The organism is Bacillus cereus group sp. BfR-BA-01356 (assembly GCF_022663635.1).
Classification (GTDB): domain Bacteria; phylum Bacillota; class Bacilli; order Bacillales; family Bacillaceae_G; genus Bacillus_A; species Bacillus_A cereus.
Genome location: NZ_JAKUFX010000005.1, coordinates 1 through 24278, shown reverse-complemented (window position 1 = coordinate 24278; position 24278 = coordinate 1). Strand labels below are relative to the sequence as shown.

Here is a 24278-nt window from a genome sequence, read left to right as displayed (position 1 = left end):
CCTTTAATTTAGCAATCTCTTATAGTGGACCGGAAATACCTTGTTTGCGAATCATGATGAAGTGGAAGGCCATTAAACCTAGAAGTGCTGCTGGTAAGAAGAAGACGTGAATAGCAAAGAAGCGAGTTAATGTTTGAGCGCCAACAATTTCGGAATGACCAGCGAGTAATGTTTTAATATAAGGACCAATGAGCGGTGTTTGCTCTGCAATTTGAATCCCTACTTTTGTAGCAAATAAAGCTTTCATATCCCACGGTAATAAATATCCGGTAAAACCAAGACCTAACATAACAAAGAAAATAAGAACACCAACAATCCAGTTTAACTCACGGGGCTTTTTATACGCACCTTGGAAGAAAACTCTGAGTGTATGTAAAAACATCATTACAATTACGAGACTAGCACCCCAGTGGTGCATACCACGAACAATTTGCCCATAAGCAACTTCATTTTGTAAATAGTAAACTGATTCCCAAGCATTTTTAATATCAGGCACATAATACATCGTCAAAAACATTCCAGATAAAATTTGAATTACAGTAACGAAAAAGGTAAGTCCTCCAAAGCAATAGACGAATGCAGAAAAGTGATGTGCCGGGTTTACATGTTCAGGTACTTCATGATCAGCGATATCACGCCATATTGGTGTAATATCTAATCTTTCATCCACCCAATCATAAATTTTATTTAACATCTACTTTGCACCCCCTCTTGGCTTCGCTTTTCCTAGATACAGCGTTCCATCTTTCACTTTAGACTCGTACACATCAAGCGGAGCAAGGGGTGGCGTACCTTTAATGTTAATCCCATCTTTTGTATAACGACCCCCGTGACATGGGCAAAAGAATTGATTCGGATGTGCTTTGTCCGAATTCCAGTTAACTGTACATCCTAAATGTTTACATACTGGAGAGAACGCAACAATGTCTCCGCTTTCATCTTTATGAACCCAAGCTGATTTTGGTTCTTCAGACTTGTACCAACCATCAACCTGCTTCACTTTAAAATCGAAACGCTTCGGCTCTGTTGTAATATCCTTTACTTGCGCAACAGCAACCATATCCGTTCCCGCTTCTTTTCTTAACACCGGATCAAGCGCAAATCGCGTCATCGGCATTAAAATACCGGCAGCCATAAAGCCTCCTACCCCTGTGAGTGTGTAATTTAAAAATTGTCTTCTTGACACGCGATGTTCTTTCTCGCTCACGAAAATTTCCCCCCTCTATCAGAAATTGTCCCCTCGTGATAAATTATATAAAAAATAAAAACTAGGACACTATCATGATATAATACGCTCATGCACAGGTCAATATCATACTACTCATAATAATAAGAACTTTCTGTTTATTATGAGTTTCCCCATTTCTCTTCCAACATCACCATTATATTTTTTATATGTGCATGAATAACTTCTCTTTTTGCTTGATCACTAAATTGTTCTAATGCTAATGAAGGAAACCAAAACAAATCTCCCTGTAACTCTTGCATATCCTCTTTCCATGAAAAATCACTTGTAACATAAGCAATATGCTTAAAACCTTCACTTCGTAAATGATTTGTCCATTCTTGCAAACGACCTTTTTCATTCTTTTGACTTTCTACCAAATACGTAAACGCAGGCAGTAAAAGCACTCTTCCCTTATACTCTCTTTCCAATTCCGTGCTCAACAATTCGATAAATTCACCTTGTTCTACAACCATTTTCATTTCTTTTGCTGCCGAAATTGATAACAGCGGTATTACTCCTGTATCAACATACTCTCTTGCTTGCTCAAACTGTTCCACATCTTTTACAATCCACTTCAAATTCCTTCCCTCCTTCACTTGCAAATGACAGAACTTTCACTTTATATATATTAAACCATACTAAAAGAGGTAAAAAAAGAAAAACTACCCAATATAGGTAGTTTTTCTTGATGAAAGTCTGAAATTTGCGAAAATTTATTAATCCAAATAAATTCTATAAAGTTTTTAACTCTGCCGTTAATCTATGAAACGCTTCCTTATCTTGCTTATCTAACGCTTCATCAATTTGTTTCAAAAGGCGTTCTCTCCTAAACGAAAATACACTTTCTTCCAAAAACCTTTCTGCAAGTAAACGATCTTTTTCATTTACTTCAATATGCTTTGGTAGATATGGGTTTTCTTCTAATACAGCTACATAATTCGCATTTTGAAACGATGATTTAAAGTTGAGTTGAATATAAATATCCTCATCTCGATTTAAACGAATATCATGAAACGATTTTTCAGCATCTGTTGTCATAACATTTTGTTTAAAAAAGTGAAACGGTGTGTCTTTCACACAATTCGCTGACATCACTAAGCCACGCGGACAATATTTTGCATGCTCTACGAAGTGGACTTTATGCATCAATTGGTCGTGACTCATTAAATAATTCAGAATCCATACACATTCACGCTGTTTCAGTTGGTAATTATTCAAAAACCATTTTACAAAATCCTTCTTCTCGTTTACAGAAACAGGGGTATTCATAGCAATTAAGTCCCTCCTCTGTCTTTCTCTTTTCTTTTTAGATTCAAGAAGCGGCATTCAGTTTCCTTCCAACTTATGAAAAATCCTCTAAATTATATAACAACTCTTCAATATGAATTTGTGTCGGGTCTAGTTGTAATAACTGGGTAAATACTTCTTTCGCCTCTTTTCGTTTTCCTTCTTCCAATAAGAAATAACCGTACTCTTCTAAGAAGTCTGGATGATTCTTAAAAGAAGTATATGCACTTTCATAGTGTTTTAATGCATCCGAATACATTTCTAATTGTTTTTTTGCATACGCAAGATCCCAAAGTAGTTGTGTATCTGGTTCTCCACTATCAATAGCACGCTCTACAATTGCAATTAACTCTTCGTACTTTTCTTGTTCTTTTAAGATATATGCATATTTTAATGTTGCACCTAAATGCCCTGGATCTAACTCAAGCGCTTTTTGAAGAACTTCCTCTGCTTCTACTATTTTTCCTAATTTCGCCGCAATGTTCGCTAACTCTACATAAAATGGAACTGAAAGCTCATCTACTTTAATTCCTTCATGAAGCGTTTCATAGCTTTCTTGAAGCATTCCTTCTTTTTCATAGCTTTTCGCTAAATACATGTACAGTGATGCGTACTCAGGGTCTAATTCTTTTAGTTCTTGCCAAGCACCGATTGCTCTCTGATATTCTTCACCTTGGTATAATGTGAAGGCATATCCAAATAATGAGTGAATATCTTTTTGTTCCTCTAGGCCTGCTTCATAATAAGAAATCGCTTCTTCCCAGTTTCCGATCGCGCTTAACGTTTCTGCGAGGCGAAGTGCGATCACAACCCCACCCATTACTTTATGTTCCGCTAATAGCGATTCATAATAAGTAATTGCCTTTTGTTCTTCACCTTTACTACTATATAATTCTGCTAACCCAAACGTAATAACAGGTTCATCAGGCATCATTTCTTTCGCCTTTAATAGTTTTTGCTCTGCTACATCATCAAAACCTTGCATTTGGAATAAATCTGCAACAAGTAATAACGATTGAACATATAAATCGTCATTTTCTGGAATATCATGAAGCACTTCAATCGCTTCATCTTCTTTATCTAGATCAATATATAATTCTGCTAAAAATACAGTGAATTCACTTTCTTCTGGATACAGTAAACGTAAGTCTTCAGTAATTGCTAATGCCTCATCTGTAAATCCAAGTGTATGATAGTAACGAGCGATATCATACTTCTCTTCATCATTCGCAATTTTTAATTGTTCTTTTAATAATTGTAATCCTTTTTCCGCTTCACCATTTTCAATATATGAAACAGCTTGTTCAAACTTTTGCATAAACGTCTCCTTTAATTCTAAAAAATATTCTCTTCTGTTCATTTATCATAAGCAACTCACTGTTAGAACGCAACCTTTAGAATGAGCATGCTTCTTCTTATACTTCTTCCTACAGAGTAGTTAATTGTTCAAAAGGTTCGGATATGACACCGATACCTTATCATCATCTTCTATTGTACCGCTTTCTTTTATGACCGTGCAAATAACTTCTCTCACTAATTATCAAGCCATACAAACCGTGGTTTACAGAATAACTTAATTAGCAGTCTTCAACCTTTATTTTGAATGCGATAAAAAAGGCTCCTATAATAGGAGCCTTCACAATCTCTTAAGAATATGTTTCTTCTTTCTGTACTTGCTCATTTACAAGCTCTTTCAGTAACTCTATAATTTCATCATTTTCTTCCTTCAAACCGACAGTAATACGAATACCATCATCGATACCAAATGCAGCACCAGAACGAACGATATATCCTTTTTTCATTAATCGTTCGAAAGCTTCATTACCTGGTATACCGAGTTTTAAGAAAATGAAATTTGTTTGAGATGGATAATAGAATACGTTATATTCTTTACAAAATGCATAATACTGATTTAAACCTTCAGCATTCTTTTGCACACAATCTTGTAAAAAGGCTTGATCTTCTAATGCAGCAAGTGCTACAGATTGGGCTACAGTTGATGTATTGAATGGTAACCTAGCTACTTCTAGCTGTCCGATTAACTTCGCATCCCCAATCGCATATCCGATACGAAAAGCAGCTAAACCATATGCTTTTGAAAACGTGCGTAAAACCATAAGATTTTCATACTTTTCAAGAAGTGGTAATGTTTGCGGATAGTCTTCTGCTTCCGCGTATTCATAATATGCTTCGTCCATAATAACGAGAGCCGACTTAGGAACTGATTCTAAAAATGAAAGTAATTTTTGTTTCTCAACATATGTACCTGTTGGATTATTCGGATTACAAATCCATACAATTTTCGTTTTCTCATCTACTTGCTCTAGCATTGCATCTAAATCGTGAATACCATCTTTAAGTGATACTTCACGAACTTCTGCTCCTTCAATAACAGCATGGTGATGATATTGTGAAAACGTAGGATTCGCCATTACAACGTTTGTTCCTTCATGTAGTAACGCTCGGCTAATCATTTGAATGACTTCATCTAATCCACTACCAAATAGTAGTTGTTCTGCTTTTACACCTAAATGTTCCGCTACTTTTGTCCGAAGTTCAAAGGCATATCCATCTGGATAAAGGGCATATTGGCTCGCTAAAGAAGTTAATGCTTCTGTCACACGTGCTGAGCAACCGAATGGATTTTCATTGGATGCTAATTTCACAATTTTTGATAAACCATATTCTCTTTTTACTTCTTCAATGTTTTTCCCAGGCACATACGCTCTCAAAGTTAACAATTGCTCTTTCACTCTCATTTTTCTTCCCCCAGTCATTTCATTCAATTTGATTACAATACGGTTATAGCCCCTTACTGTAATCTTTTGTCATAACCATCACTATTACGAGAATACCTCTAAATGAGCACTTCACAGCACTTCGCTATCATTTTAAACCATATCTTTTTGAAATGCCTCTAACGCAATATGAACAGTCTCATCTGAAATAGATACGACATTCACTACCCCATATTCCTGCATAAGCACCATATGAATTGCTCCTGCATTTGCTTTCTTATCTTGTTTCATCAATTGAACGAGGCGCTCTACATTCAAATCGCTTGGCATTTTTGGATAGCCGTATTTCAAGAACCACTGCTTCATATCTTCATAAGCAAGATCAACCTTGTACACTTGCTCACTTAAAAATATGGCGAATAACATTCCAACCGCTACACCGTCACCGTGAGTAATATTTCCATACCCTAGCTCTTTTTCAAGAGCATGTCCTAACGTATGTCCAAAATTCAAATGAGCACGTACACCCTTCTCTGTTTCATCTTGTGACACAACATTTGCCTTTACAGGAATCGCCTTCGTTAATATATGGATTAACTTCTCATCATGAAGATCCGCTAATGTTTGCACTTCTTCTTTTAACCAATGGTATAGCTCCACATCACCGATAAGAGCATGCTTTATCACCTCTGCATAACCTGAACGCCACTCTTTTTCAGGAAGAGACTGTAAAAACGGTGTATGATATACAACTGCTTCTGGCTGATGGAATGCACCAATCATATTTTTACCTAACGGATGGTTAATCGCTACTTTCCCACCCACTGCGCTATCGTGCGCTAATAAAGTTGTCGGAACCTGCACAAAGCGAATACCACGCATAAACGATGCAGCAACAAAACCAGCTAAATCTCCAATCATTCCGCCTCCAAGTGCAAGAATTAAAGAATTTCTATCTAATTTATTTTCAAGAGCTGACGTATGAGCCGCATAGAAATTTTCGAAAGACTTCTCTTTTTCGCCACTTGGTACAACAAACGAAAACACGTGCTGCTCTACTTGTAATGCATCGATAACTGTCTGTAAATGTAGTGATGCAACAGCTTCATCTGAAATAATCATTACGTTAGATACCGCTGGCTGCATATTTTGAACGATCGTTGTTAAGTTTGACAACACTTCTTTACCAACATGTACATCATATTCTTTTGATTTCGTTTGAATATGTATGTTTCCCATTAAAATCCCCTCGCATATTCATTATGTTTCTCAATATTTTCACGAATTAGTTCCATACGATCTAATCCGAATTGTTCTATTAAAGCTGTCGCTAATTCCCAAGCCACAACCGCTTCTGCAACGACACTAGCTGCTGGCACTGCACAACTATCTGAACGTTCAATGCTCGCTGTAAAAGGCTCTTTCGTATCAATATCTACACTTTGAAGAGGTTTATAAAGTGTAGGTATCGGTTTCATCACACCGCGCACAACAATTGGCATTCCAGTCGTCATACCGCCTTCTAATCCCCCTGCATTATTTGTTCTTCGTGTATATCCATGCTCCTCATTCCACAGAATTTCATCATGAACTTCACTTCCTGGTCTATGCGCTGCTTCAAAACCAATTCCAATCTCGACACCTTTAAAAGCATTAATACTCATAATTGCAGCTGCTAATTTCGCATCCAGTTTTCGATCATAATGCACGTAGCTACCTACTCCAATTGGCATCCCTTCCACAATTACTTCAACGATTCCACCAATTGAATCACCATTTGCTTTCGCATCATCAATCGCTTTCATCATTTGGTTACCAGCTTCGTCATCTAAGCAACGTACAGGAGATGCTTCGGTAATACTCTTTAATTCTTCAATTGAACTATACGTAATCTCCTTAGCTTGTACACCGCCAATTTCAATTACATGGCCCGCTACTTTAATACCAAGTTCTGCTAACACCTTTTTAGCAACCGCACCAGCAGCAACACGCACCGTCGTTTCGCGCGCTGACGAACGTTCCAGTACATTCCTCATATCTCTATGACCATATTTAATCGCACCATTTAAATCAGCATGCCCAGGCCTTGGTTTTGTCACTTTCCTTTTCATCTCTTTTTCTTCTTGCTCAGTTAAAGGCTCCGCCCCCATAATTTTTGTCCAGTGTGCAAAATCACGATTTTCAACAACAAGTGCAATAGGGGAACCTAATGTTTCTCCATGTCTAACACCGCTTAAAATTTGCACTTGATCCGTTTCAATTTGCATGCGTCTACCGCGCCCATATCCCTTTTGCCTTCTAGCTAACTCTTCGTTTATATCATCTGCTACTAAAGACAATCCTGCCGGAACACCTTCTATAATCGTTGTAAGTTGTGGACCATGAGATTCACCAGCTGTAATATATCGCATACGTTATTCCTCTTTTCGTATATGTATTTATCTCACTATATTAACTTTTATCATTCTAAAAATATTAAAGAAATTATATCATAAATCGACCATTTTCTTATTCTATATTTCCGATAGTCCTAATTTAAATATCAATATATCATAACAGTTCAAACTTCGTAACTAACTGAAAATAAAAAAAGTGCAAGAAGAATACCCCTATTCTCCTTGCACTTTTTACTATTATCACAGTGATTAAAGCGTTTACAAATTATTTCAAAATAATTAGTAAATCCATTCATTCATTAATTTTGAGTAGTCAACTAATTCTTCTTCTTTAAAGAAAATAGCAATCTCGCGCTCTGCGCTTTCTAAAGAATCAGAACCATGGATAATGTTTTTCGCAACAGTTACACCGAAATCTCCACGAATTGTTCCAGGAGCTGCTTCATGTGGTCTTGTTTTCCCCATCATGTTACGAGCTGTATCTACTACACCTTCACCTTGCCATACCATTGCGAATACAGGTCCAGATGTAATAAAGTCTACTAACTCACCAAAGAAAGGTTTTTCCTTATGCTCAGCGTAGTGTTGTCCAGCAATTTCTGGAGTGACTTGCATTAATTTTGCACCAACTAATTGAAAGCCTTTTTTCTCAAAACGAGCTACAATTTCCCCAATGAAGGCACGTTGTACACCGTCTGGTTTTACCATTAGAAATGTTTTTTCCATAAAAAATCTCTCCACTTCTGAATTATGTATGTAATTGTATATCCCCACACACATATTATCACCCTTATCACAATTGTGCAATAGTTTTGAAATAGAGAGATTATTTTATTTTTTAGAATAAACCTTAAAATTTTCGTTTTCCAATATACTTTGCAACATTTTGTAATGCGTACTTTGCTTTTCCACGTGGGAGTGGTTTTATTATTTCTAAAGCTTTATGTAAATAACGTTCACTAAACGCAAATGCTCGATCAATTGCTGTACTATTTTTTACAGCATCAATAATTTCTTGCATTTCACTTGCTGTTGAATTTTCATGTACAGATGTGATTTTCTGACGAAGTACGGGATCTTCCATCGCATATAAAGCAGGAAGTGTAATATTCCCTTGTAGTAAATCTCCACCAGCAGGTTTTCCAAGTTTCTCTTCTGTAGAAACGAAGTCTAAAATGTCATCAATAATTTGATAAGACATTCCTACAAAATACCCATACCAAAATAGACGATTTACCGTATCACGATTAGCACCAGCAGCAATCGCTCCCAATTGACAACTCGCGGCAATTAATAATGCTGTTTTTCGCTTTATTCTTCTTAAATACGTTCTTAAATTTTGGTCATAATTGTATTTATCTTTAATTTGTTCAATTTCACCTTTACAGACTTCTAAAATAGTATGTGATAACGCTTGATGTGCCTCTGGAATTTCGATATTGGTTATACATTCAAGAGACTTAGCGAACAGATAGTCCCCTGTATACATCGCAATACGATCTCCCCATTTCGCATTCACAGTCGCACTGCCGCGTCGTAAAAATGCAGCATCAATAACATCATCGTGAACAAGAGAAGCCATATGAATAAGTTCTAACGCAACAGCAACATGCTTAATCGCATCTAACTTATAATCTCCAAATTTCCCTGCAAGCAACACAAATACAGGACGAATTCGTTTCCCACCAGCTTCAATCAGCTGTAATGCTGCCTCTTCTACTAATGGCTGTTCAGAAGCGACTGTCTTTTTTAATTCTTTTTCTATCACATTAATATCCGATCGTAAAAAAGAGTACATAAGTTGTAACTTCATATTGTTCACCTTAACCTAAAACTTCTTTTTTCTATTTTGATTCTGGTTTAATACCTAAATGCATTGCTGCTACCCCAAAAGTAAATGGTTTCACTTGCACACGTTCAAGTCCAGCTTGCTCAAACATTTGAGCCAATTCTTTCATCCCTGGGAACGTACTAGCAGATTCTTGAAGCCATGAATATTCTTTATAACTTTTCGCAAACATCTTTCCAAATAATGGCATGATATATTTAAAGTATAAAATATACCCTTGTCGAAAACCAATCATTGTTGGTTGAGATGTTTCTAAACAGATTACTTTTCCACCTGGTTTTACTACACGCGTCATTTCTTTTAATACGTGCATATAATCCGGTACGTTACGTAAACCAAACCCAATCGTCACATAATCAAACGTATTATCTTCAAACGGAAGTTCCATTGCATTCCCATGTAGAAGTTCTACTTGTTTTAATTGTAACGCCTCTACCTTTTGCTTACCGACAGATAACATATTTTCACTGAAGTCTAAGCCAACAACCTTTCCTTGCTCACCTACGGCTCCAGCTAGCACAATTGTCCAATCTGCGGTTCCACAGCATACATCAAGCGCTTGACTGCCTGGTTGTACATCCATAATTCGCATCGTTTCTTTCCGCCACGCTTTATGTCTTTGAAAACTAATTACAGAATTCATCACATCGTATTTATCAGAAATCTTTTCAAATACGTCATGTACTCTTTCTTCTTTTGATTGTTGCATGCTCGTACCTTCTTCCAATGTAAAATTGCTTATGTCTTCTATTTATTCCTTAACACAGAATTTATTTCATTTATGTCTGTGTGATTTTCTAAAAATTGTTTTTCTTTCTTTCTCAATTCCTTCATCCAACCATTAATCACTACTTCTGCTTTATCCCCTAAAGCATCTTGCATAGCTTGAAAAACAGGTGAATGTTGCTTATCAGCATACAATTGAATTTCTTTTTGAAGGCGATTTCCACCTAATACGTATGTGATAAATGGCTTCCAATGTGATAACTGAAAATGATCACATGTTTTTTGAAGGAGCGCAGACTCAATCGTTACTATGCTTTTCATTATGTCATCCGTCGTTTCATGCGCTTTTTGGTATAACATAATTTTGTGTTCATTTATCTCTTTAATTCCTTCAGCAAGTGCACGAATTAAAACAATATCACGATTCATAGACAATAAATAATAATATAGTCCACTATAGTAATCGCCTGCAAGTACTGTTAATTGACGACATTTATGGAATCCAATCTCTTCCTCGCCTGCTTTATTCGATACCCTTTCATGCGTATCAAGCGCAATTTGTACAAGCATAATTGTTACTACGTAATGCTCAATTTGTTCTATATGTAAGTTTGCACTCTTTAAAGCACCATATAACAATGCTATCTTTTCTTCATCAATAAATGGTTCTTCAATATAGTTTATAAAATAAGGATGGCGTAATTTCTCCATCAATTTTTCTTTTATACCCGCATACCCTCCGTAGATGTCACACACAAAAAATCACCCTTGTTTTCTAATTCATAAAACTTATTATAACACATACACTCTATTTTCTATAACCAAAACTTGGCTACACCTACCATTCATGTAAGCAATCTTTCTAATCTCACTCTGTCTAGTTAAAACTATATCATTTATTTACTAAAAAAAAAAAGAAAAGCAGTTTCCCGCTTTTCTTTACTTCGTTTTAATAAACGATAAAATTTCACTGCGCGCTGCAGCATCATTTTCAAGCACACCACGCACTGCTGTCGTTACTGTTTTCGCACCTGGTTTTTTCACACCACGCATCGTCATACACATATGTTCTGCTTCTACTACTACCATTACACCATGAGGCTCTAGTACTTCCATAATAGAGTTCGCTACTGTTGATGTAATACGTTCTTGCAGTTGTGGGCGACGTGCAATTGTATCTACGGTACGAGCTAATTTACTTAACCCTGTTACCTTTCCACCTTGCGGAATATATGCAACGTGAGCAACTCCATAGAATGGTACTAAATGATGCTCACACATCGAATAAAATGGTATATCTTTTACTAGTACAAGCTCTTCGTGATCTTCTCCGAATACTTTATGCAAATGCTCTTTCGGATCTTCATGCATACCTGAGAACACTTCTGCGTACATTTTTGCAACACGCTTTGGTGTATCAAGTACTCCCTCACGATTTGGGTCATCCCCAATCGCCTCTAAAATAAGGCGTACTGCATGTTCAATTTGTTCTAAATTAACTTTTGCCATCCGCTAGCCCTCCCGAAAACCTAAAAGTGATACGAACACATTCTAGCATATTTATGTTTTTAAAAGCAAAAAGAAGAGTTCCCAAAAAGGAAACTCTTCTTCCCTGTTAATATGTAAGGATTATTTAACCGCATCTTTTAACGCTTTACCAGGTTTGAATGCAGGTACTTTACTTGCAGCGATTTCAATCTCCTCACCTGTTTGTGGGTTACGACCTTTACGAGCCGCACGCTCACGAACTTCGAAGTTACCGAATCCGATCAGTTGTACTTTATCACCTTGTTTTAAAGCTTCTAAGATAGAATCAAAAACAGCGTCTACTGCTTTTGTTGCGTCCTTTTTAGAAAGGGAACTTGCTTCTGCAACAGCATTGATTAAATCTGTCTTGTTCATGCCATTCACCTCCTCCCAAAGATAAGACTGTATAATGATCATAAAATGAGTCTTACTTTCATTTGTAGGCAATTTTTGCAAATTCTATACTACAAAGATGTAGATAAATCATTATCAACGCCTATATTATACGATTCTCCTTTATAATTCAATATTTTTAAGGAAATTGTTACTCTTAAAATGTGAAAATCTGATGAAACTTGACAATTTACAACAATGTATTAGATAATGACTGTTTATTTTTCTATTTTATAATAAAAAAAAACAAAAAATCCCTCTACAATGAGAGGGATTTTTTCTTATAGTATAATCGCAATTAATCCGCCAGATCCTTCATTAATAATTCTTTCTAGCGTTTCTTTTAATTTATATCTAGCATTTTCTGGCATTAAAGATAATTTCGCCTGAATTCCTTCTCGAACAATCGAGCTAAGTGAACGTCCAAATATATCAGAATTCCAAATTGATAACGGGTCATCTTCAAAATCTTGCATTAAATAACGAACTAATTCTTCACTTTGCTTTTCAGTACCAATAATCGGCTCAAACGTTGACTCTACATCTACTTTAATCATATGAATAGATGGCGCTACCGCTTTTAACTTCACACCAAACCTTGAACCGTGACGAATAATTTCTGGCTCATCTAAGCTCATATCTGCCAATGCAGGTGCTGCTACACCATATCCTGTTTGCTTAACCATACGCAGTGCATCCGCCACTTGATCGTACTCTATTTTCGCATGAGATAAATCGAGCATAAGCTTTAATAAATGATCTTTCCCTCGAATTTCTACTCCTACTACTTCTTTTAAAATCTGATCATATAATTCATCTGGCGCATATAAATCAATCTCCGCCACACCTTGCCCCATATCAATGCCAGCTAGGCTCGCTCGATCAATAAATTCATATTGACTAAACTGCCAAACAACGCGATCCACATCACGAAGACGTTTTATATCCTTCACAGTTTCTTGAACTGCTTCTTGATAACTTTGACGCAACCAATGCCCTTCATTTAGCACCATTACCCAACTCGGAAGGTTCACATTCACTTCTAATACAGGGAATTCAAATAGCGCTTCACGAAGTACATTATATACATCTGTTTCTCTTAAACTCTCCACACTCATTGCAATAACCGGGATATCATATTCTTCTGATAAACTTTGGCGTAATTGCTCTGTATCTGGATGATACGGCTGTACCGTATTAATTATCATAATGAAAGGTTTTCCTACTTCTTTCAACTCATTTACAACGCGTTCTTCTGCCTCTATATAATCTCTTCTTGGAATTTCACCAATTGTTCCATCTGTTGTAATTACAACACCAATTGTTGAATGTTCTTGAATTACTTTACGCGTGCCGATTTCTGCAGCTTCATGGAATGGAATAGGTTCTTCATACCAAGGGGTATTAATCATACGCGGGCCATTCTCATCTTCATAGCCCTTCGCTCCAGGAACCGTATATCCAACACAATCTACTAATCGAATATTCACTTCAAGTCCTTCATCTACTTCGATAGAAACCGCTTGGTTTGGAACAAACTTCGGTTCCGTCGTCATAATTGTACGACCAGCAGCACTTTGAGGCAATTCATCCTGCGCTCTTTGACGGTCAGACTCATTCTCAATATTTGGAATAACTACAAGTTCCATAAATTTTTTAATGAATGTTGATTTCCCTGTTCGAACAGCTCCTACAACTCCAAAATAAATATCACCGCCTGTTCGTTCTGCAATATCTTTAAAAATATCTACCTTTTCCAAGTGATTCCCTCCCTCAAAATTTTTGGGAATAATTCCGCGTTTATAGTCAACTAATACCTTCTCTAACGTTGCCTATAATATCTGATATAATATAATGGTATTCTAGAAGTTCGGACAATATATCATATAATTTTGTCCAATTTCATATGACTATTAAAAAATATCTTTTGTTTGCATCGTAAGTTGTATAACATAAAAAACCTTTCTTCTAGAACTTATTCACTAAAAGAAAGGTTCATGACTTATCATTTTAAAAAAATTGGTTCTCCGTCCTTTACTGTGTACGGTAAAGAATAAGCTGGTACAAACGGGGAACCTTTCGAAAGTATATTTCGAATATCTTCTCCCTCTGTAAACTGCCCTTCATTTTTTTTCAAAGCGTCATATAAGTCGATTCTATAATCAACAAAAACTTCTCCTTTTTCATTAATTACAAAAGGAAGTCCTTTACCAGAATATGGACTTGTCACTTGTGGCACATCTTTATATCCTAGTTTTTTGAAATCCAATTCATATACACCATCTGAAATTACTTTTTTAAAAGGTGGATATTGATGTTCATCACGATACATCCTAAGCTTTAAAGATAGTTCCTGAATTTGTTCAGCCATCCTAACATCAATTAACTTTACTGTCGGATTTGTTTCAACGTCTATTAATACGTATTGATATACTCCTCCACTTTCATACGCATTCCCTGGCGCTTCTTGTATGTAACGCGGGGCAATCTGTTGAAAATCGATTGGATACTTTTGATAAATAGGTGTACTCATATCCCTCGTCTTAATTGGCAATATCCCATCATTTTGCTCCTTAAATGTCACAACAGCTTTTTGAACAACCTGTAGCTGATCTTCATAAGGAACCGCATTTTGCTTCATATTTTCTTTCGGATACAGACACCCCGTTAAAAGGCTCATACAACAAAATATTAAAATAATATGGAATTTTTTCACTAGCATCACCTTTTCATACTAATCTAATTTGCTCCGTATGTAGTATTTTCGAGACCATTCCATTTACTGCTGTACAGGTCCACTAAATACAACAAGAAAAATAACAATTCCTGACACAATCATAAGGGTGTACGCTACTAACGCTGTAATCCCTTTCAAAAATTTATTCTTTATTCTATGTCTACTTAATAAAATAAAACTTACTGCAAAAAACATAAATCCAATTGCCCCTAAAGCCAACCACATTTTCATAAGCCCTTCTGACATATACACACCCCTTTTTATTAATCTATTTTTATACTATTTTAACAAATTAAAATCTTTAAGCAAATACAAAAAGAACATTTTACTACAAATCGCGAGTATGTAACTTTAATCAATAGGTTTTCCAGCATTTCTCACCAATCTAGGCAAAAATAAAACCGAAGCGATTGTATCTCTCGCTTCGGTTGACCAAATATGCCCAAAAACAGCTCTATTCCCATTCTTTCATGGCTATCATATGCAATCTCCAAACTCTTTGTTTCTCATAATTTATTTTTTAAACATTTTGCTTAACGAGCCAAAATCTGTTGGCATATTATTATTAATAATCGCTTTTACAATTTGATCCTCTTGCTCTTTCGGCACTTCACGTCCCGCCATAAGAGCCACTTGATGAATTAATTGACGAAGTACAGTTTCATCACGTAAATTCGCATTTTGCACGGATGATGCTAATTTAAAAATATCCTCTTTATTTACTTTCGCTTCCTTCTCAATATTATTAAAAATATTATTATCCATTCTTTTCACCCTCTCCTCAAGTTACTCTTCATCCTATGCAAAAATGAAAAAATGGTGAAAAGACCCAAAAAATAAAAAAGCGACAGAAGTACAAATGTACTTCTGTCGCTTTTCTTTACAGTAAATCAGGTATAGCTTCCACTTCATGTTTTCGAACACGTCCCATCAATGAGCCTACTGCATCTTTTACGTTATTCCCATTGAACAGCACGTCATATAAAGCAGCTGTAATCGGCATTTCAACTTCCATTTTCTCTGCCAATTCATGAGCAGCTTTCGTTGTTCTTACACCTTCCACAACCATACCCATGCTTTCTAACACTTCTTCTAAAGAGTGTCCTTTTCCAAGCATATTTCCAGCGCGCCAATTTCGGCTATGAACACTTGTACAAGTTACAATTAAGTCTCCCATACCAGTTAGACCAGCAAACGTTAACGGATTCCCGCCCATTTTTCTTCCTAAACGAGCAATCTCTGTTAAACCACGTGTCATCAATGCCGCCTTTGCATTATCACCTAATCCAAGACCATCAGTTATACCAGCAGCTAATGCGATAATATTTTTTAACGCACCACCAAGTTCAACTCCAACGATATCTGGATTTGTGTATACACGAAAATAACTATTCATAAATAAATCTTGCACTTCCTCAGCCGCTTCCATACGCTTTGCTGCAGACGTAACTGTTGTCGCTTGTCGTAAACCGACTTCTTCAGCATGACTCGGTCCAGACAGTACAACAACATCTTTAATTAAGTGCTCTGGAATTTCTTCCTCAATCACTTCCGAAATACGTTTTGACGTACCAGGTTCAATTCCTTTGCTCGCATGAATCCAAGTAATTGGTTCAGTAACAATTTCTTTCATCTCTTGTAATACATCTCTGTACGCTTTCGTTGGTACTACTAGCAGTACTGTATTTACATCTACTAATGCTTCTTCTAAAGAAGAGTAGGCTACGATTGTGCTTGGCAATGTAATGCCTGGGAGATATCGACTATTCTCATGTTTCGTATTAATTTCATCCATAAGTTCTGGGCGATTTCCCCAAATACGTACATCATGTCCATTGTCAGCTAATACCATCGCTAACGCTGTTCCCCAGCTACCTGCTCCTACTACTGTGATTTTTGTCATAAAATCACATCCTCTCCATTAGTCTCTTGCTCTAGCGATAATGTGAATCGGCGTTCCTACGAAGCCAAATGATTCACGTAAGCGATTCTTTAAGAAACGCTCATATGAGAAGTGCAATAATTCTGGATCGTTTACAAACACAACAAATGTCGGTGGTTTTACCGCAACTTGTGTTGCATAGAAAATTTTCAGACGGCTACCATTATGAGTTGGCGTCGGATTCATCGCTACCGCATCCATAATTACATCGTTTAATACGTTCGTTTGAATACGGATACTATGACTTTCATTTACCTCATCGATAACCGGTATTAATGTTTGTGTACGTTTTCTCGTTTTTGCAGATAAGAACACAATTGGTGCGTATTCTAAGAATTGGAAATGAGCACGGATATTTTCTTCAAATGCTTTCATTGTTTTTTCGTCTTTTTTCACTGCATCCCATTTATTTACAACGATAACAACAGCTCGCCCTGAATCATGAGCATATCCAGCGATTTTTTTATCTTGCTCAATAATTCCTTCTTCACCATCTAAAACGACTAAAACAACGTCAGAACGTTCAATCGCTCTTAGCGCACGAAGTACACTATATTTTTCTGTACTTTCATACACTTTTCCTTTTTTACGCATACCAGCTGTATCAATAATTACATAATCTTTTCCATCTTTACTATATGGTGTATCGACAGCATCACGAGTTGTTCCTGCTACATTACTAACAATTACACGCTCTTGACCAAGAAGAGCATTTACAAGTGATGATTTCCCTACGTTTGGACGTCCAATTAAAGAGAAACGAATTGTGTCTTCATCATATCCGTCTTCTTCAATCTTTGGAAAATGTTGTGCAGCTTCGTCTAGTAAGTCACCTAACCCTAATCCGTGTGTACCTGAAATTGGGAATGGTTCGCCAAATCCTAATGCATAAAAGTCATAAATGTCACTGCGCATTTCCGGATTGTCCACTTTATTTACTGCAAGTACAACCGGTTTATTTGAACGATATAAAATTTTTGCAACTTCTTCATCAGCTGCTGTTACACCGTCACGACCGTTTGTCATAAAAATGATAACATCCGCTTCATCAATTGCTACTTCAGCTTGTTGACGAATTTGTGTCAAAAACGGCTCGTCTCCAATATCAATTCCGCCCGTATCAATAATGTTAAATTCATGATTTAACCATTCTCCAGCGCTATAAATACGATCGCGCGTTACACCTGGAATATCTTCTACGATTGAAACTCTTTCTCCAACAATTCTATTGAAAATAGTAGATTTCCCTACGTTCGGGCGACCTACTATCGCTATTACTGGTTTCGGCATATACTTTCATCCTTTCAACTTGCTTCTGTTTATTATGTAAAAAACCCTTCTTTGTGCAAGAAGGGATTTGCATTCCAGAATATTTCTCAACGTATCAAAACACCTCACATTATAACACACGTTGCTAATGTTTCACAATAATATATACATTCTCTTGTAAGCGATGTGCAATACCATCTAAAATTGCTTCTAAATTATTTGCAACAAATTCTAGTTCCTCCGTCGATTCGCAAACGAATAAAGGAGCACCACCTGCAAATTTTTCTGGAGTCGTTGTTATAACTGCCAGAATAACACTTTCTAACATCATCTCTTATCTCCCCTTCCTTTTGGGGCTTCCGATGACATATGGACAGCACTTTCTAACGTTGGTACATTTCCTATGACACCTATCGCTTTCTCTGCATCTTGATCTTGCGGCAGGACAAAAATCCCAACCCTGCCATCCTCTAAATCACGCTTTGCTAACGGTACAAGCGCTGGTGTACCAGAATCTCTATAAATCCCTAACGCTACTGAAACATCGTGTAAAATAGCTTGTCGTTGCCCTAAATTTGAGATTGTAACCATCGCATCAATTGATTTCGGCTTTAAAATAAAACCCATACCATATTTCATAATTTCTTCTTGTCTTGCTGGCAATCCAATATTCATAATGTAAATATTGTCAATATAAAGCCCTGCTCCTTCAAAACGAAGCGGAACGTGCTCAATTTCAACAAGATCATGTAGCCTTTTACCAGACATTAATTTTTTCGCGATAAAAAATGCGATTATAGCCATAATTACTCCTGCAATCCATGAACGGAATCCTATATACGCAAACGTCGTTGCAAACGACGTTAACATTGCCAAATAGTTGCGACTTTCAAAAACCAATGCAATTCCTTCAATGTATGTATTTCCACGCGGTACGAGCTCATACCCATCTAATTGTTGAAGCGTATTTCTTTCCATATTACGTACATCACGAAATTGTGTCGCTGCTAATGTAAGAAATGTAATGGCAGAAAAATCTTTTTTCAAAATAGACGGGATTGCAATCGCTCCTAAAGCAGCTGCAATTAACCCCATTGCAATATGAATAATTTTCCCATGTAGCCTCGTCGGATATTGCCGCGTATCCGTCCGAAGCATTAGCACCCTTGTAACTGTCCCCGCTATTACGCCGCATAAAATGGCTGGTGTATATTCAGTCATGTATTACCCTCGCCTTTCTTTTACGTGTTTTTCTCTTAAACCGTTCCATGTATACTGATGCTTTTGCAATCCAAAACAATATTGCCATGAATAATGTAGAAATGGCGACGATATCAAAAAATGCTAAACTACCGTAATCATATGGAAAATTCAATTTCCTAAAAATAAATGTCACTAGCAGCTCTCCTTGTAACATCCCTACATATAGAGAACATAATCGTAATATGCGATCCCCATGCAATAACACCGATGCATACACAAGAGCACTACTTAGCAGAAACACTCTATCCACCACAATCCAAATCGGATCATATATTTCTAACAGATGAAAACTTGTATATAACATTGCAATAATAAGTGCCGAAAGTAAGCTATACAATTTTTTCCAGACGGAATATAGCGTGATCCCTATAAAAGAAATAATACAAAGTAAAAGAGCATTTACTGATACCACGAATGAGGCAATCGTTACATGTAACGGAGAGCAAATTATAAAAATCAGTATACAAGCGCCTAACTTCCACCGGATAGGGTCCTTTTTCATAAAAAAGGTTACAATGATCCACCCTATCCAAGCTACAAAATAAAAAGTACTTCCATCCATCAACTTCACCTCCTATGTTTTCCATTATGGGAACTTTTTATGAAAGTTAATCCACTTTATTTACGCATAGTTTTTTCTTATAACAGCAACACTTTTAACAAGGAGGTGTTATTCATTATGGGTAAAGATCGCCAAGAACGAAAACTACGAGAATCACGCCGCGTTGAATCCGATCGTGATCAATCACTACAATATCCAGGTGCAACTGGACTTGATACACCAGAACAGGCTCGAAAACAAAACCAGCACTAATTAATACAAAAAGACGGTTTCTATATTGTACGAAACCGTCTTTTACATAATCAGTTTAATGATTTCTATTTATATTGAAATAATATTTCGCATACTATATCCTCCCATTACTTCTTTTTACCTTCACCTATTCCCATTAAAAATTAAGTTCTCTCCAGTAATTCGACAACACACCACCTACATTTTTCAACCCTTTTTCAATTACAATTTTTACGAAATGATATTTTTATATAATACTAATTCCATTCTCCACTTTATATTACGAAAAAGAATAGAACAAAAAAAATCAACCGAATGGTTGATTTTTTATCTCCTACTATAATGCGCAGTATCAATACCACGCTGCATTAACCAATGATATGTTTCACCCTTTACAACAAGAGGTACAGATTGCAACTCTTCTATCGTCTTCGCACCAAGAGCTGTCATTATAAATTTCAAATCTGTATGTAGAAGCTCAATTTCATCTACTAACTTCTCGATACCATCTTGCATTAAAATACGTAAAAAATAACCAGCAAACGCAGTTGTATTCGCCCCTAATGCGATTGCTTTCGCTACGTCAAGCGCTGTTTGTATACCCCCAGATGCAATAAAAGAGAGGTTATTATTTGTAGAGGTTGCTTCAATAATCGAGGTTGCCGTTTGTATGCCCCAGTTATTAAAATAAGAAAGCATTCGCTGTCTTCTTTCGTTTTCAACAGCAGCAAAATTCGTACCACCTTGCCCACCAATATCAATTGCTGTTACACCTACGTTCACTAACTGTTGCATTGTTTCCTTACTCATCCCAAATCCAACTTCTTTTACAATGATAGGAACTTTACTATTTAAAACAATTTTCTCAATGCGCTGAAGTACTCCAGTAAAATCACGGTCTCCTTCTGGCATCGTTAACTCTTGTATGACATTTAAATGAATTTGTAATGCATTCGCTTCAATCATATCAACGGCGCGCTCTGCCTGTTCGATAGTTGCCTCACTACCTAAATTAGCAAAGAAAATACCATTTGGGTTTACCTTTCTAATCACCTTATAAGAAGCAGCTTCACTTTCATCTTTTAACGCCGCCATTTGCGAACCTACAGCCATAGCAAGGTTATGATGTTTCGCTACATATGCTAATTGCTCATTAATATGTAACGTTTTCTCTCCTCCACCACCAGTCATCGCATTGATAAAAATCGGCGAACTTAGTGAAAGTTCGCCGATTTTTGTTTCACATGTTATTGTGTCATAATTTGAATTTGGCAAGCTTTGATGCACAAAATCAATATCATGAAAGCCATGCGTACGAGACTGACCAGTAGAAAGAGCGTATTCAATATGATCTAATTTACGTTTTGCCCTTACCACTTGTACCCCTCATTATTTCTTTAATTTTTTCAGTTGTTCACCAATAATATCACTTAATTGGAAAGTAGCAGAATCAGCATTTGGCTCATACTGACTATAATCTTCAGTTACATTATTTTCCTCAAGCGCTTCTTTTATACTTAAAGAAATACGTTTCTCTGCTACGTGAACTTCAAGTACTTTCACTTTTACTTCTTGTCCCATTTCCAATACTTCATTCGGATTTTTCACGTGACGATTTGCAATTTGAGATACGTGTACAAGCCCTTCAACGCCCGGTAAAATCTCAACGAATGCACCAAATGTAACAAGGCGTTTTACTACTCCCTCACGAATATCTCCAGCTTTTATTTCGCCAGCAACGTTTTCCCAAGGTCCTGGTTGAGCTGCTTTAATTGATAAAGAAATACGTTGTGTATCAGCATCAACAGATAACACCTTTACCTTAACCTTTTGACCTTGCTCTAACACTTCAGAAGGTTGCTCTACACGTTCGTGTGAAATTTGTGAAATGTGAACTAAACCGTCCACTCCACCAACGTTAACGAATGCGCCAAAGTCAGTTAATCGTTGTACTGTTCCTTCAACAACGTCCCCTTCTTTTAATGAAGAAATTGCTTCTTTTTTCTTAGAATCTAGTTCTAATTCTACTACCGCTTTATGCGAAAGGATTACACGATTTTTTTCACGGTCTAATTCAACAATTTTCACCGCTAATGTTTTACCTTTATAGTCAGTAAAGTCTTCTACATAATGTACTTCTACAAGTGAAGCTGGAATAAAACCGCGAACACCAAGGTCCACAACTAATCCGCCATTCACAATATCTTTTACAGTAACATCAAATACATGACCAGAAGTAAATTTCTCTTGTAGTTCTACCCATGCTTTTTCTGCATCAACAGCACGTTTAGATAAGACAAGATCATCTTCTTCTAATTTAATAATTTTCAACTCTAGTGTTTGATCTAATTCTACAACATCGCTTGCTTTTTCAATATGAACGTTAGCTAATTCACTAATTGGAATTACGCCATCTGTTTTGTATCCAACATTTACAAGCACTTGTTTCTCTTCAACCTTCGTTACAGAACCTGTAACAACGTCACCAACTTGTAATTCTTTTGAATCCATAACTTCTTCATTCATTTTCTCTACCATGGAAATACCTCCCTACAGAATTGACAAAGCATTTTTTATGTATATACGAAATGAAAACAAAGTTTTCATTTGCATGTTTAAGAATTTCTCATCACATACTCTTTTTCAATAACATTCACAAGAAAATATATTAAACCTATATAAATAGTATACAGCAAAACCAGCTTGAAAAAAGTATGTTTTGAAATATAATAGCGAATATATTCTGACAGTTTCATTCCTCTTTAACTAACTTCTTACAAATCAGCTCATTTGTCAAGGAAAGAGACTCACAATTCACGTATCCTTTACATTTCTATTTAAACAAAAAAAGAAAGAGGACTATCCCCTTTCTTTATTTCGCAAACACTCCAGAAACAATGCTCATAATTTTTTGGACAACTTCTTCAATTGATAAAGAAGTCGTATCTAATTCCAATGCATCATCAGCCTTTTTTAGTGGAGAAACTTCGCGTTCTGAATCTAATTTATCACGCTGAGCAATTTCTTCTTTTAGCTGCTCTAAATTAGAATCGAAACCTTTATTTAAATTTTCTAAATGTCTTCTTTCCGCTCTTTCTTCAACAGAAGCAAGCATAAAGATTTTCACTTCAGCATCCGGTAATACATGTGTACCAATATCACGGCCGTCCATTACAACGCCGCCTTTTTTCGCTAACTCTTGCTGACGACGTACCATTTCTTCACGAACAAGGCGATGTTTCGCTACAATAGATACTCGATTCGTCACATCAGGTGTACGAATTACTTCAGAAACATCTTGTCCATTTAAAAATACAAGCTGTGTATTTTCTCCTTGCTGAAACTCAATATTTACATTCTTTACAACTTCCATTAACTGCTCTTCATTTTCAATGTCTACTTTTTGTTCAAGGGCTGCATATGTAAGCGTACGGTACATTGCGCCTGTATCAATATAAACGTAAGAAAGTTCCTTCGCAACAACTTTTGCCACTGTACTTTTCCCAGCAGCTGCTGGACCATCTATAGCAATTGAAATTCGTTTATCCATTGTAACACCTCATTTTTTCACTTATAAAACAAAACGAAAAGCAGGTGTTCACCCTGCTTCTTCTCATTTGCTTCACGTCATTAAATCCTCAATTATTGTAGCATAATCCTTCATAGAAGAAAATGAAAACTACCTATTCACCTGCAAGATTTCCACTTTGCTTTTTACCATGACACCTTCATAATAAACAATTTTAGATAAATATTTCACTGATGACTTATGTATAAATAACAATTGCACAACAGAAAGACAAATGCATTGTATTATTAATATACGAATAAAAATTCTCTCCATCTTTTTCACCGGAATTCTTCCCTCCTATACTATATTTGCACATTTCGTTTCATGATTTTATACATCGTACATATAGCAGTTAATTTTATTGTCATTTTCGAGGCATACTTTTATACATTTCCATTGTCGAATTTACTCAAAACATGTTATGTTCTAAATGTATTTTTTTACTTGAAAGACCTGCGGTAGTATGTCAACTGAAAAATAATATCTTTTGAAGTTATCAAAGGACAAATTGCTTAAAAAAGACATCACGAAACTAGACCAGTATTTTATGTAAAATACT

At 36.3% G+C, this 24278-nt stretch carries 28 protein-coding genes; 1 reads left to right on the top strand and 27 read right to left on the bottom strand.

Features of this window, described 5'->3' with window-relative positions:
• Positions 1-19: 19 nt before the first annotated feature.
• The 23 genes from qcrB to MR168_RS03205 form a co-directional block, all read right to left on the bottom strand.
• Positions 20-694: a menaquinol-cytochrome c reductase cytochrome b subunit gene (qcrB, locus tag MR168_RS03315; protein WP_000932700.1), complete on the bottom strand. Its 675-nt coding sequence runs from the start codon at positions 692-694 to the stop codon at positions 20-22.
• Positions 695-1207 carry a menaquinol-cytochrome c reductase iron-sulfur subunit gene (gene qcrA, locus MR168_RS03310; protein ID WP_001290418.1) on the bottom strand — a complete coding sequence of 171 codons (513 nt, stop codon included), beginning with the start codon at positions 1205-1207 and terminating at the stop codon, positions 695-697.
• A 140-nt stretch (positions 1208-1347) separates the two neighbouring features.
• Positions 1348-1806: a YpiF family protein gene (locus MR168_RS03305; RefSeq protein WP_000871313.1), complete on the bottom strand. Its 459-nt coding sequence runs from the start codon at positions 1804-1806 to the stop codon at positions 1348-1350.
• Between the two features lie 154 nt (positions 1807-1960).
• A complete protein-coding gene (locus MR168_RS03300) occupies positions 1961-2497 on the bottom strand; it encodes a ReoY family proteolytic degradation factor (RefSeq protein WP_001095925.1) in 537 nt (178 codons plus the stop codon).
• Positions 2498-2570: 73 nt separating this feature from the next.
• Positions 2571-3833 carry a tetratricopeptide repeat protein gene (locus tag MR168_RS03295; RefSeq protein ID WP_001168671.1) on the bottom strand — a complete coding sequence of 421 codons (1263 nt, stop codon included), beginning with the start codon at positions 3831-3833 and terminating at the stop codon, positions 2571-2573.
• A gap of 328 nt (positions 3834-4161) precedes the next feature.
• Positions 4162-5274: a histidinol-phosphate transaminase gene (gene hisC, locus MR168_RS03290; RefSeq protein ID WP_001264023.1), complete on the bottom strand. Its 1113-nt coding sequence runs from the start codon at positions 5272-5274 to the stop codon at positions 4162-4164.
• Positions 5275-5406: 132 nt separating this feature from the next.
• Positions 5407-6492: a 3-dehydroquinate synthase gene (aroB, locus tag MR168_RS03285; protein ID WP_000526821.1), complete on the bottom strand. Its 1086-nt coding sequence runs from the start codon at positions 6490-6492 to the stop codon at positions 5407-5409.
• On the bottom strand, positions 6492-7664 hold the full coding sequence (gene aroC, locus MR168_RS03280) for a chorismate synthase (protein ID WP_001269384.1): 1173 nt from the start codon (positions 7662-7664) through the stop codon (positions 6492-6494). The genes aroB and aroC overlap by 1 nt, the downstream gene beginning before the upstream one ends.
• A gap of 264 nt (positions 7665-7928) precedes the next feature.
• On the bottom strand, positions 7929-8375 hold the full coding sequence (ndk, locus tag MR168_RS03275) for a nucleoside-diphosphate kinase (protein ID WP_000415883.1): 447 nt from the start codon (positions 8373-8375) through the stop codon (positions 7929-7931).
• A 124-nt stretch (positions 8376-8499) separates the two neighbouring features.
• Positions 8500-9462, bottom strand: coding sequence for a heptaprenyl diphosphate synthase component II (hepT, locus tag MR168_RS03270; RefSeq protein WP_086411740.1), 963 nt, complete (start codon positions 9460-9462; stop codon positions 8500-8502).
• Positions 9463-9493: 31 nt separating this feature from the next.
• Positions 9494-10207, bottom strand: coding sequence for a 2-heptaprenyl-1,4-naphthoquinone methyltransferase (gene menG / locus MR168_RS03265; protein WP_086411739.1), 714 nt, complete (start codon positions 10205-10207; stop codon positions 9494-9496).
• Positions 10208-10245: 38 nt separating this feature from the next.
• Positions 10246-10980 carry a heptaprenyl diphosphate synthase component 1 gene (locus MR168_RS03260; RefSeq protein WP_000332854.1) on the bottom strand — a complete coding sequence of 245 codons (735 nt, stop codon included), beginning with the start codon at positions 10978-10980 and terminating at the stop codon, positions 10246-10248.
• A gap of 183 nt (positions 10981-11163) precedes the next feature.
• Entirely contained in the window at positions 11164-11733 is a 570-nt protein-coding gene (gene folE, locus MR168_RS03255; protein ID WP_001151482.1) for a GTP cyclohydrolase I FolE, read from the bottom strand.
• Positions 11734-11853: 120 nt separating this feature from the next.
• Entirely contained in the window at positions 11854-12126 is a 273-nt protein-coding gene (locus MR168_RS03250) for an HU family DNA-binding protein (RefSeq protein ID WP_001043860.1), read from the bottom strand.
• A gap of 299 nt (positions 12127-12425) precedes the next feature.
• Positions 12426-13904, bottom strand: a complete 1479-nt coding sequence (spoIVA, locus tag MR168_RS03245) for a stage IV sporulation protein A (RefSeq protein ID WP_000416519.1) — start codon at positions 13902-13904, stop codon at positions 12426-12428.
• 245 nt (positions 13905-14149) lie between these two features.
• A complete protein-coding gene (locus MR168_RS03240) occupies positions 14150-14860 on the bottom strand; it encodes a hypothetical protein (RefSeq protein WP_000713407.1) in 711 nt (236 codons plus the stop codon).
• A 63-nt stretch (positions 14861-14923) separates the two neighbouring features.
• Positions 14924-15127, bottom strand: coding sequence for a DUF2768 domain-containing protein (locus MR168_RS03235; protein ID WP_001289008.1), 204 nt, complete (start codon positions 15125-15127; stop codon positions 14924-14926).
• Between the two features lie 267 nt (positions 15128-15394).
• The gene (locus MR168_RS03230) at positions 15395-15646 is read right to left on the bottom strand and encodes a stage VI sporulation protein F (RefSeq protein WP_000369754.1); all 252 of its coding nucleotides are present in this window, start codon (positions 15644-15646) and stop codon (positions 15395-15397) included.
• A 115-nt stretch (positions 15647-15761) separates the two neighbouring features.
• Positions 15762-16784 (bottom strand): NAD(P)H-dependent glycerol-3-phosphate dehydrogenase, encoded by a 1023-nt coding sequence (locus tag MR168_RS03225; protein WP_000161763.1) that lies wholly within the window; start codon positions 16782-16784, stop codon positions 15762-15764.
• Between the two features lie 18 nt (positions 16785-16802).
• Positions 16803-18113, bottom strand: a complete 1311-nt coding sequence (gene der / locus MR168_RS03220) for a ribosome biogenesis GTPase Der (RefSeq protein WP_001125893.1) — start codon at positions 18111-18113, stop codon at positions 16803-16805.
• Positions 18114-18237: 124 nt separating this feature from the next.
• Positions 18238-18423: a capping complex subunit for YIEGIA gene (locus MR168_RS03215; protein WP_000979059.1), complete on the bottom strand. Its 186-nt coding sequence runs from the start codon at positions 18421-18423 to the stop codon at positions 18238-18240.
• Positions 18420-19313 (bottom strand): YIEGIA family protein, encoded by an 894-nt coding sequence (locus tag MR168_RS03210; protein WP_000141596.1) that lies wholly within the window; start codon positions 19311-19313, stop codon positions 18420-18422. The genes MR168_RS03215 and MR168_RS03210 overlap by 4 nt, the downstream gene beginning before the upstream one ends.
• Positions 19306-19917 carry a YphA family membrane protein gene (locus MR168_RS03205; RefSeq protein WP_000349103.1) on the bottom strand — a complete coding sequence of 204 codons (612 nt, stop codon included), beginning with the start codon at positions 19915-19917 and terminating at the stop codon, positions 19306-19308. Before MR168_RS03205 ends, MR168_RS03210 begins: the two co-directional genes overlap by 8 nt.
• Positions 19918-20034: 117 nt before the next feature.
• On the opposite strand from MR168_RS03205, the gene MR168_RS03200 reads away from it, so the two are divergent.
• Positions 20035-20169, top strand: coding sequence for a YpzI family protein (locus MR168_RS03200; protein WP_000513900.1), 135 nt, complete (start codon positions 20035-20037; stop codon positions 20167-20169).
• A 306-nt stretch (positions 20170-20475) separates the two neighbouring features.
• On the opposite strand, the gene MR168_RS03195 is transcribed toward MR168_RS03200, so the two are convergent.
• The 4 genes from MR168_RS03195 to MR168_RS03180 all read right to left on the bottom strand — a co-directional run bounded on the left by MR168_RS03195 (position 20476) and on the right by MR168_RS03180 (position 24001).
• The gene (locus MR168_RS03195; RefSeq protein ID WP_000251036.1) at positions 20476-21525 is read right to left on the bottom strand and encodes a type 2 isopentenyl-diphosphate Delta-isomerase; all 1050 of its coding nucleotides are present in this window, start codon (positions 21523-21525) and stop codon (positions 20476-20478) included.
• 12 nt (positions 21526-21537) lie between these two features.
• Positions 21538-22686 (bottom strand): 30S ribosomal protein S1, encoded by a 1149-nt coding sequence (gene rpsA / locus MR168_RS03190; protein ID WP_000229559.1) that lies wholly within the window; start codon positions 22684-22686, stop codon positions 21538-21540.
• A gap of 334 nt (positions 22687-23020) precedes the next feature.
• Complete coding sequence (gene cmk / locus MR168_RS03185; protein ID WP_000361252.1) at positions 23021-23698, bottom strand: (d)CMP kinase; 678 nt, start codon at positions 23696-23698, stop codon at positions 23021-23023.
• Positions 23699-23827: 129 nt separating this feature from the next.
• Positions 23828-24001, bottom strand: a complete 174-nt coding sequence (locus MR168_RS03180; RefSeq protein WP_242291187.1) for a YpfB family protein — start codon at positions 23999-24001, stop codon at positions 23828-23830.
• Between the last annotated feature and the right edge of the window lie 277 nt (positions 24002-24278).

Excerpts from the sequence above, each read along its gene's own strand:
- MR168_RS03230 (WP_000369754.1), bottom strand. The coding sequence starts at position 15,646 with ATGGATAATAATATTTTTAATAATATTGAGAAGGAAGCGAAAGTAAAT.
- MR168_RS03210 (WP_000141596.1), bottom strand. The coding sequence starts at position 19,313 with ATGACTGAATATACACCAGCCATTTTATGCGGCGTAATAGCGGGGACA.
- MR168_RS03235 (WP_001289008.1), bottom strand. The coding sequence starts at position 15,127 with ATGTCAGAAGGGCTTATGAAAATGTGGTTGGCTTTAGGGGCAATTGGA.
- MR168_RS03215 (WP_000979059.1), bottom strand. The coding sequence starts at position 18,423 with ATGATGTTAGAAAGTGTTATTCTGGCAGTTATAACAACGACTCCAGAA.
- menG (WP_086411739.1), bottom strand. The coding sequence starts at position 10,207 with ATGCAACAATCAAAAGAAGAAAGAGTACATGACGTATTTGAAAAGATT.
- folE (WP_001151482.1), bottom strand. The coding sequence starts at position 11,733 with ATGGCAAAAGTTAATTTAGAACAAATTGAACATGCAGTACGCCTTATT.
- hepT (WP_086411740.1), bottom strand. The coding sequence starts at position 9,462 with ATGAAGTTACAACTTATGTACTCTTTTTTACGATCGGATATTAATGTG.
- qcrB (WP_000932700.1), bottom strand. The coding sequence starts at position 694 with ATGTTAAATAAAATTTATGATTGGGTGGATGAAAGATTAGATATTACA.
- ndk (WP_000415883.1), bottom strand. The coding sequence starts at position 8,375 with ATGGAAAAAACATTTCTAATGGTAAAACCAGACGGTGTACAACGTGCC.
- MR168_RS03225 (WP_000161763.1), bottom strand. The coding sequence starts at position 16,784 with ATGACAAAAATCACAGTAGTAGGAGCAGGTAGCTGGGGAACAGCGTTA.
- aroC (WP_001269384.1), bottom strand. The coding sequence starts at position 7,664 with ATGCGATATATTACAGCTGGTGAATCTCATGGTCCACAACTTACAACG.
- MR168_RS03200 (WP_000513900.1), top strand. The coding sequence starts at position 20,035 with ATGGGTAAAGATCGCCAAGAACGAAAACTACGAGAATCACGCCGCGTT.
- MR168_RS03205 (WP_000349103.1), bottom strand. The coding sequence starts at position 19,917 with ATGGATGGAAGTACTTTTTATTTTGTAGCTTGGATAGGGTGGATCATT.
- aroB (WP_000526821.1), bottom strand. The coding sequence starts at position 6,492 with ATGGGAAACATACATATTCAAACGAAATCAAAAGAATATGATGTACAT.
- MR168_RS03250 (WP_001043860.1), bottom strand. The coding sequence starts at position 12,126 with ATGAACAAGACAGATTTAATCAATGCTGTTGCAGAAGCAAGTTCCCTT.
- der (WP_001125893.1), bottom strand. The coding sequence starts at position 18,113 with ATGCCGAAACCAGTAATAGCGATAGTAGGTCGCCCGAACGTAGGGAAA.
- hisC (WP_001264023.1), bottom strand. The coding sequence starts at position 5,274 with ATGAGAGTGAAAGAGCAATTGTTAACTTTGAGAGCGTATGTGCCTGGG.
- MR168_RS03300 (WP_001095925.1), bottom strand. The coding sequence starts at position 2,497 with ATGAATACCCCTGTTTCTGTAAACGAGAAGAAGGATTTTGTAAAATGG.
- MR168_RS03295 (WP_001168671.1), bottom strand. The coding sequence starts at position 3,833 with ATGCAAAAGTTTGAACAAGCTGTTTCATATATTGAAAATGGTGAAGCG.
- rpsA (WP_000229559.1), bottom strand. The coding sequence starts at position 22,686 with ATGGTAGAGAAAATGAATGAAGAAGTTATGGATTCAAAAGAATTACAA.
- cmk (WP_000361252.1), bottom strand. The coding sequence starts at position 23,698 with ATGGATAAACGAATTTCAATTGCTATAGATGGTCCAGCAGCTGCTGGG.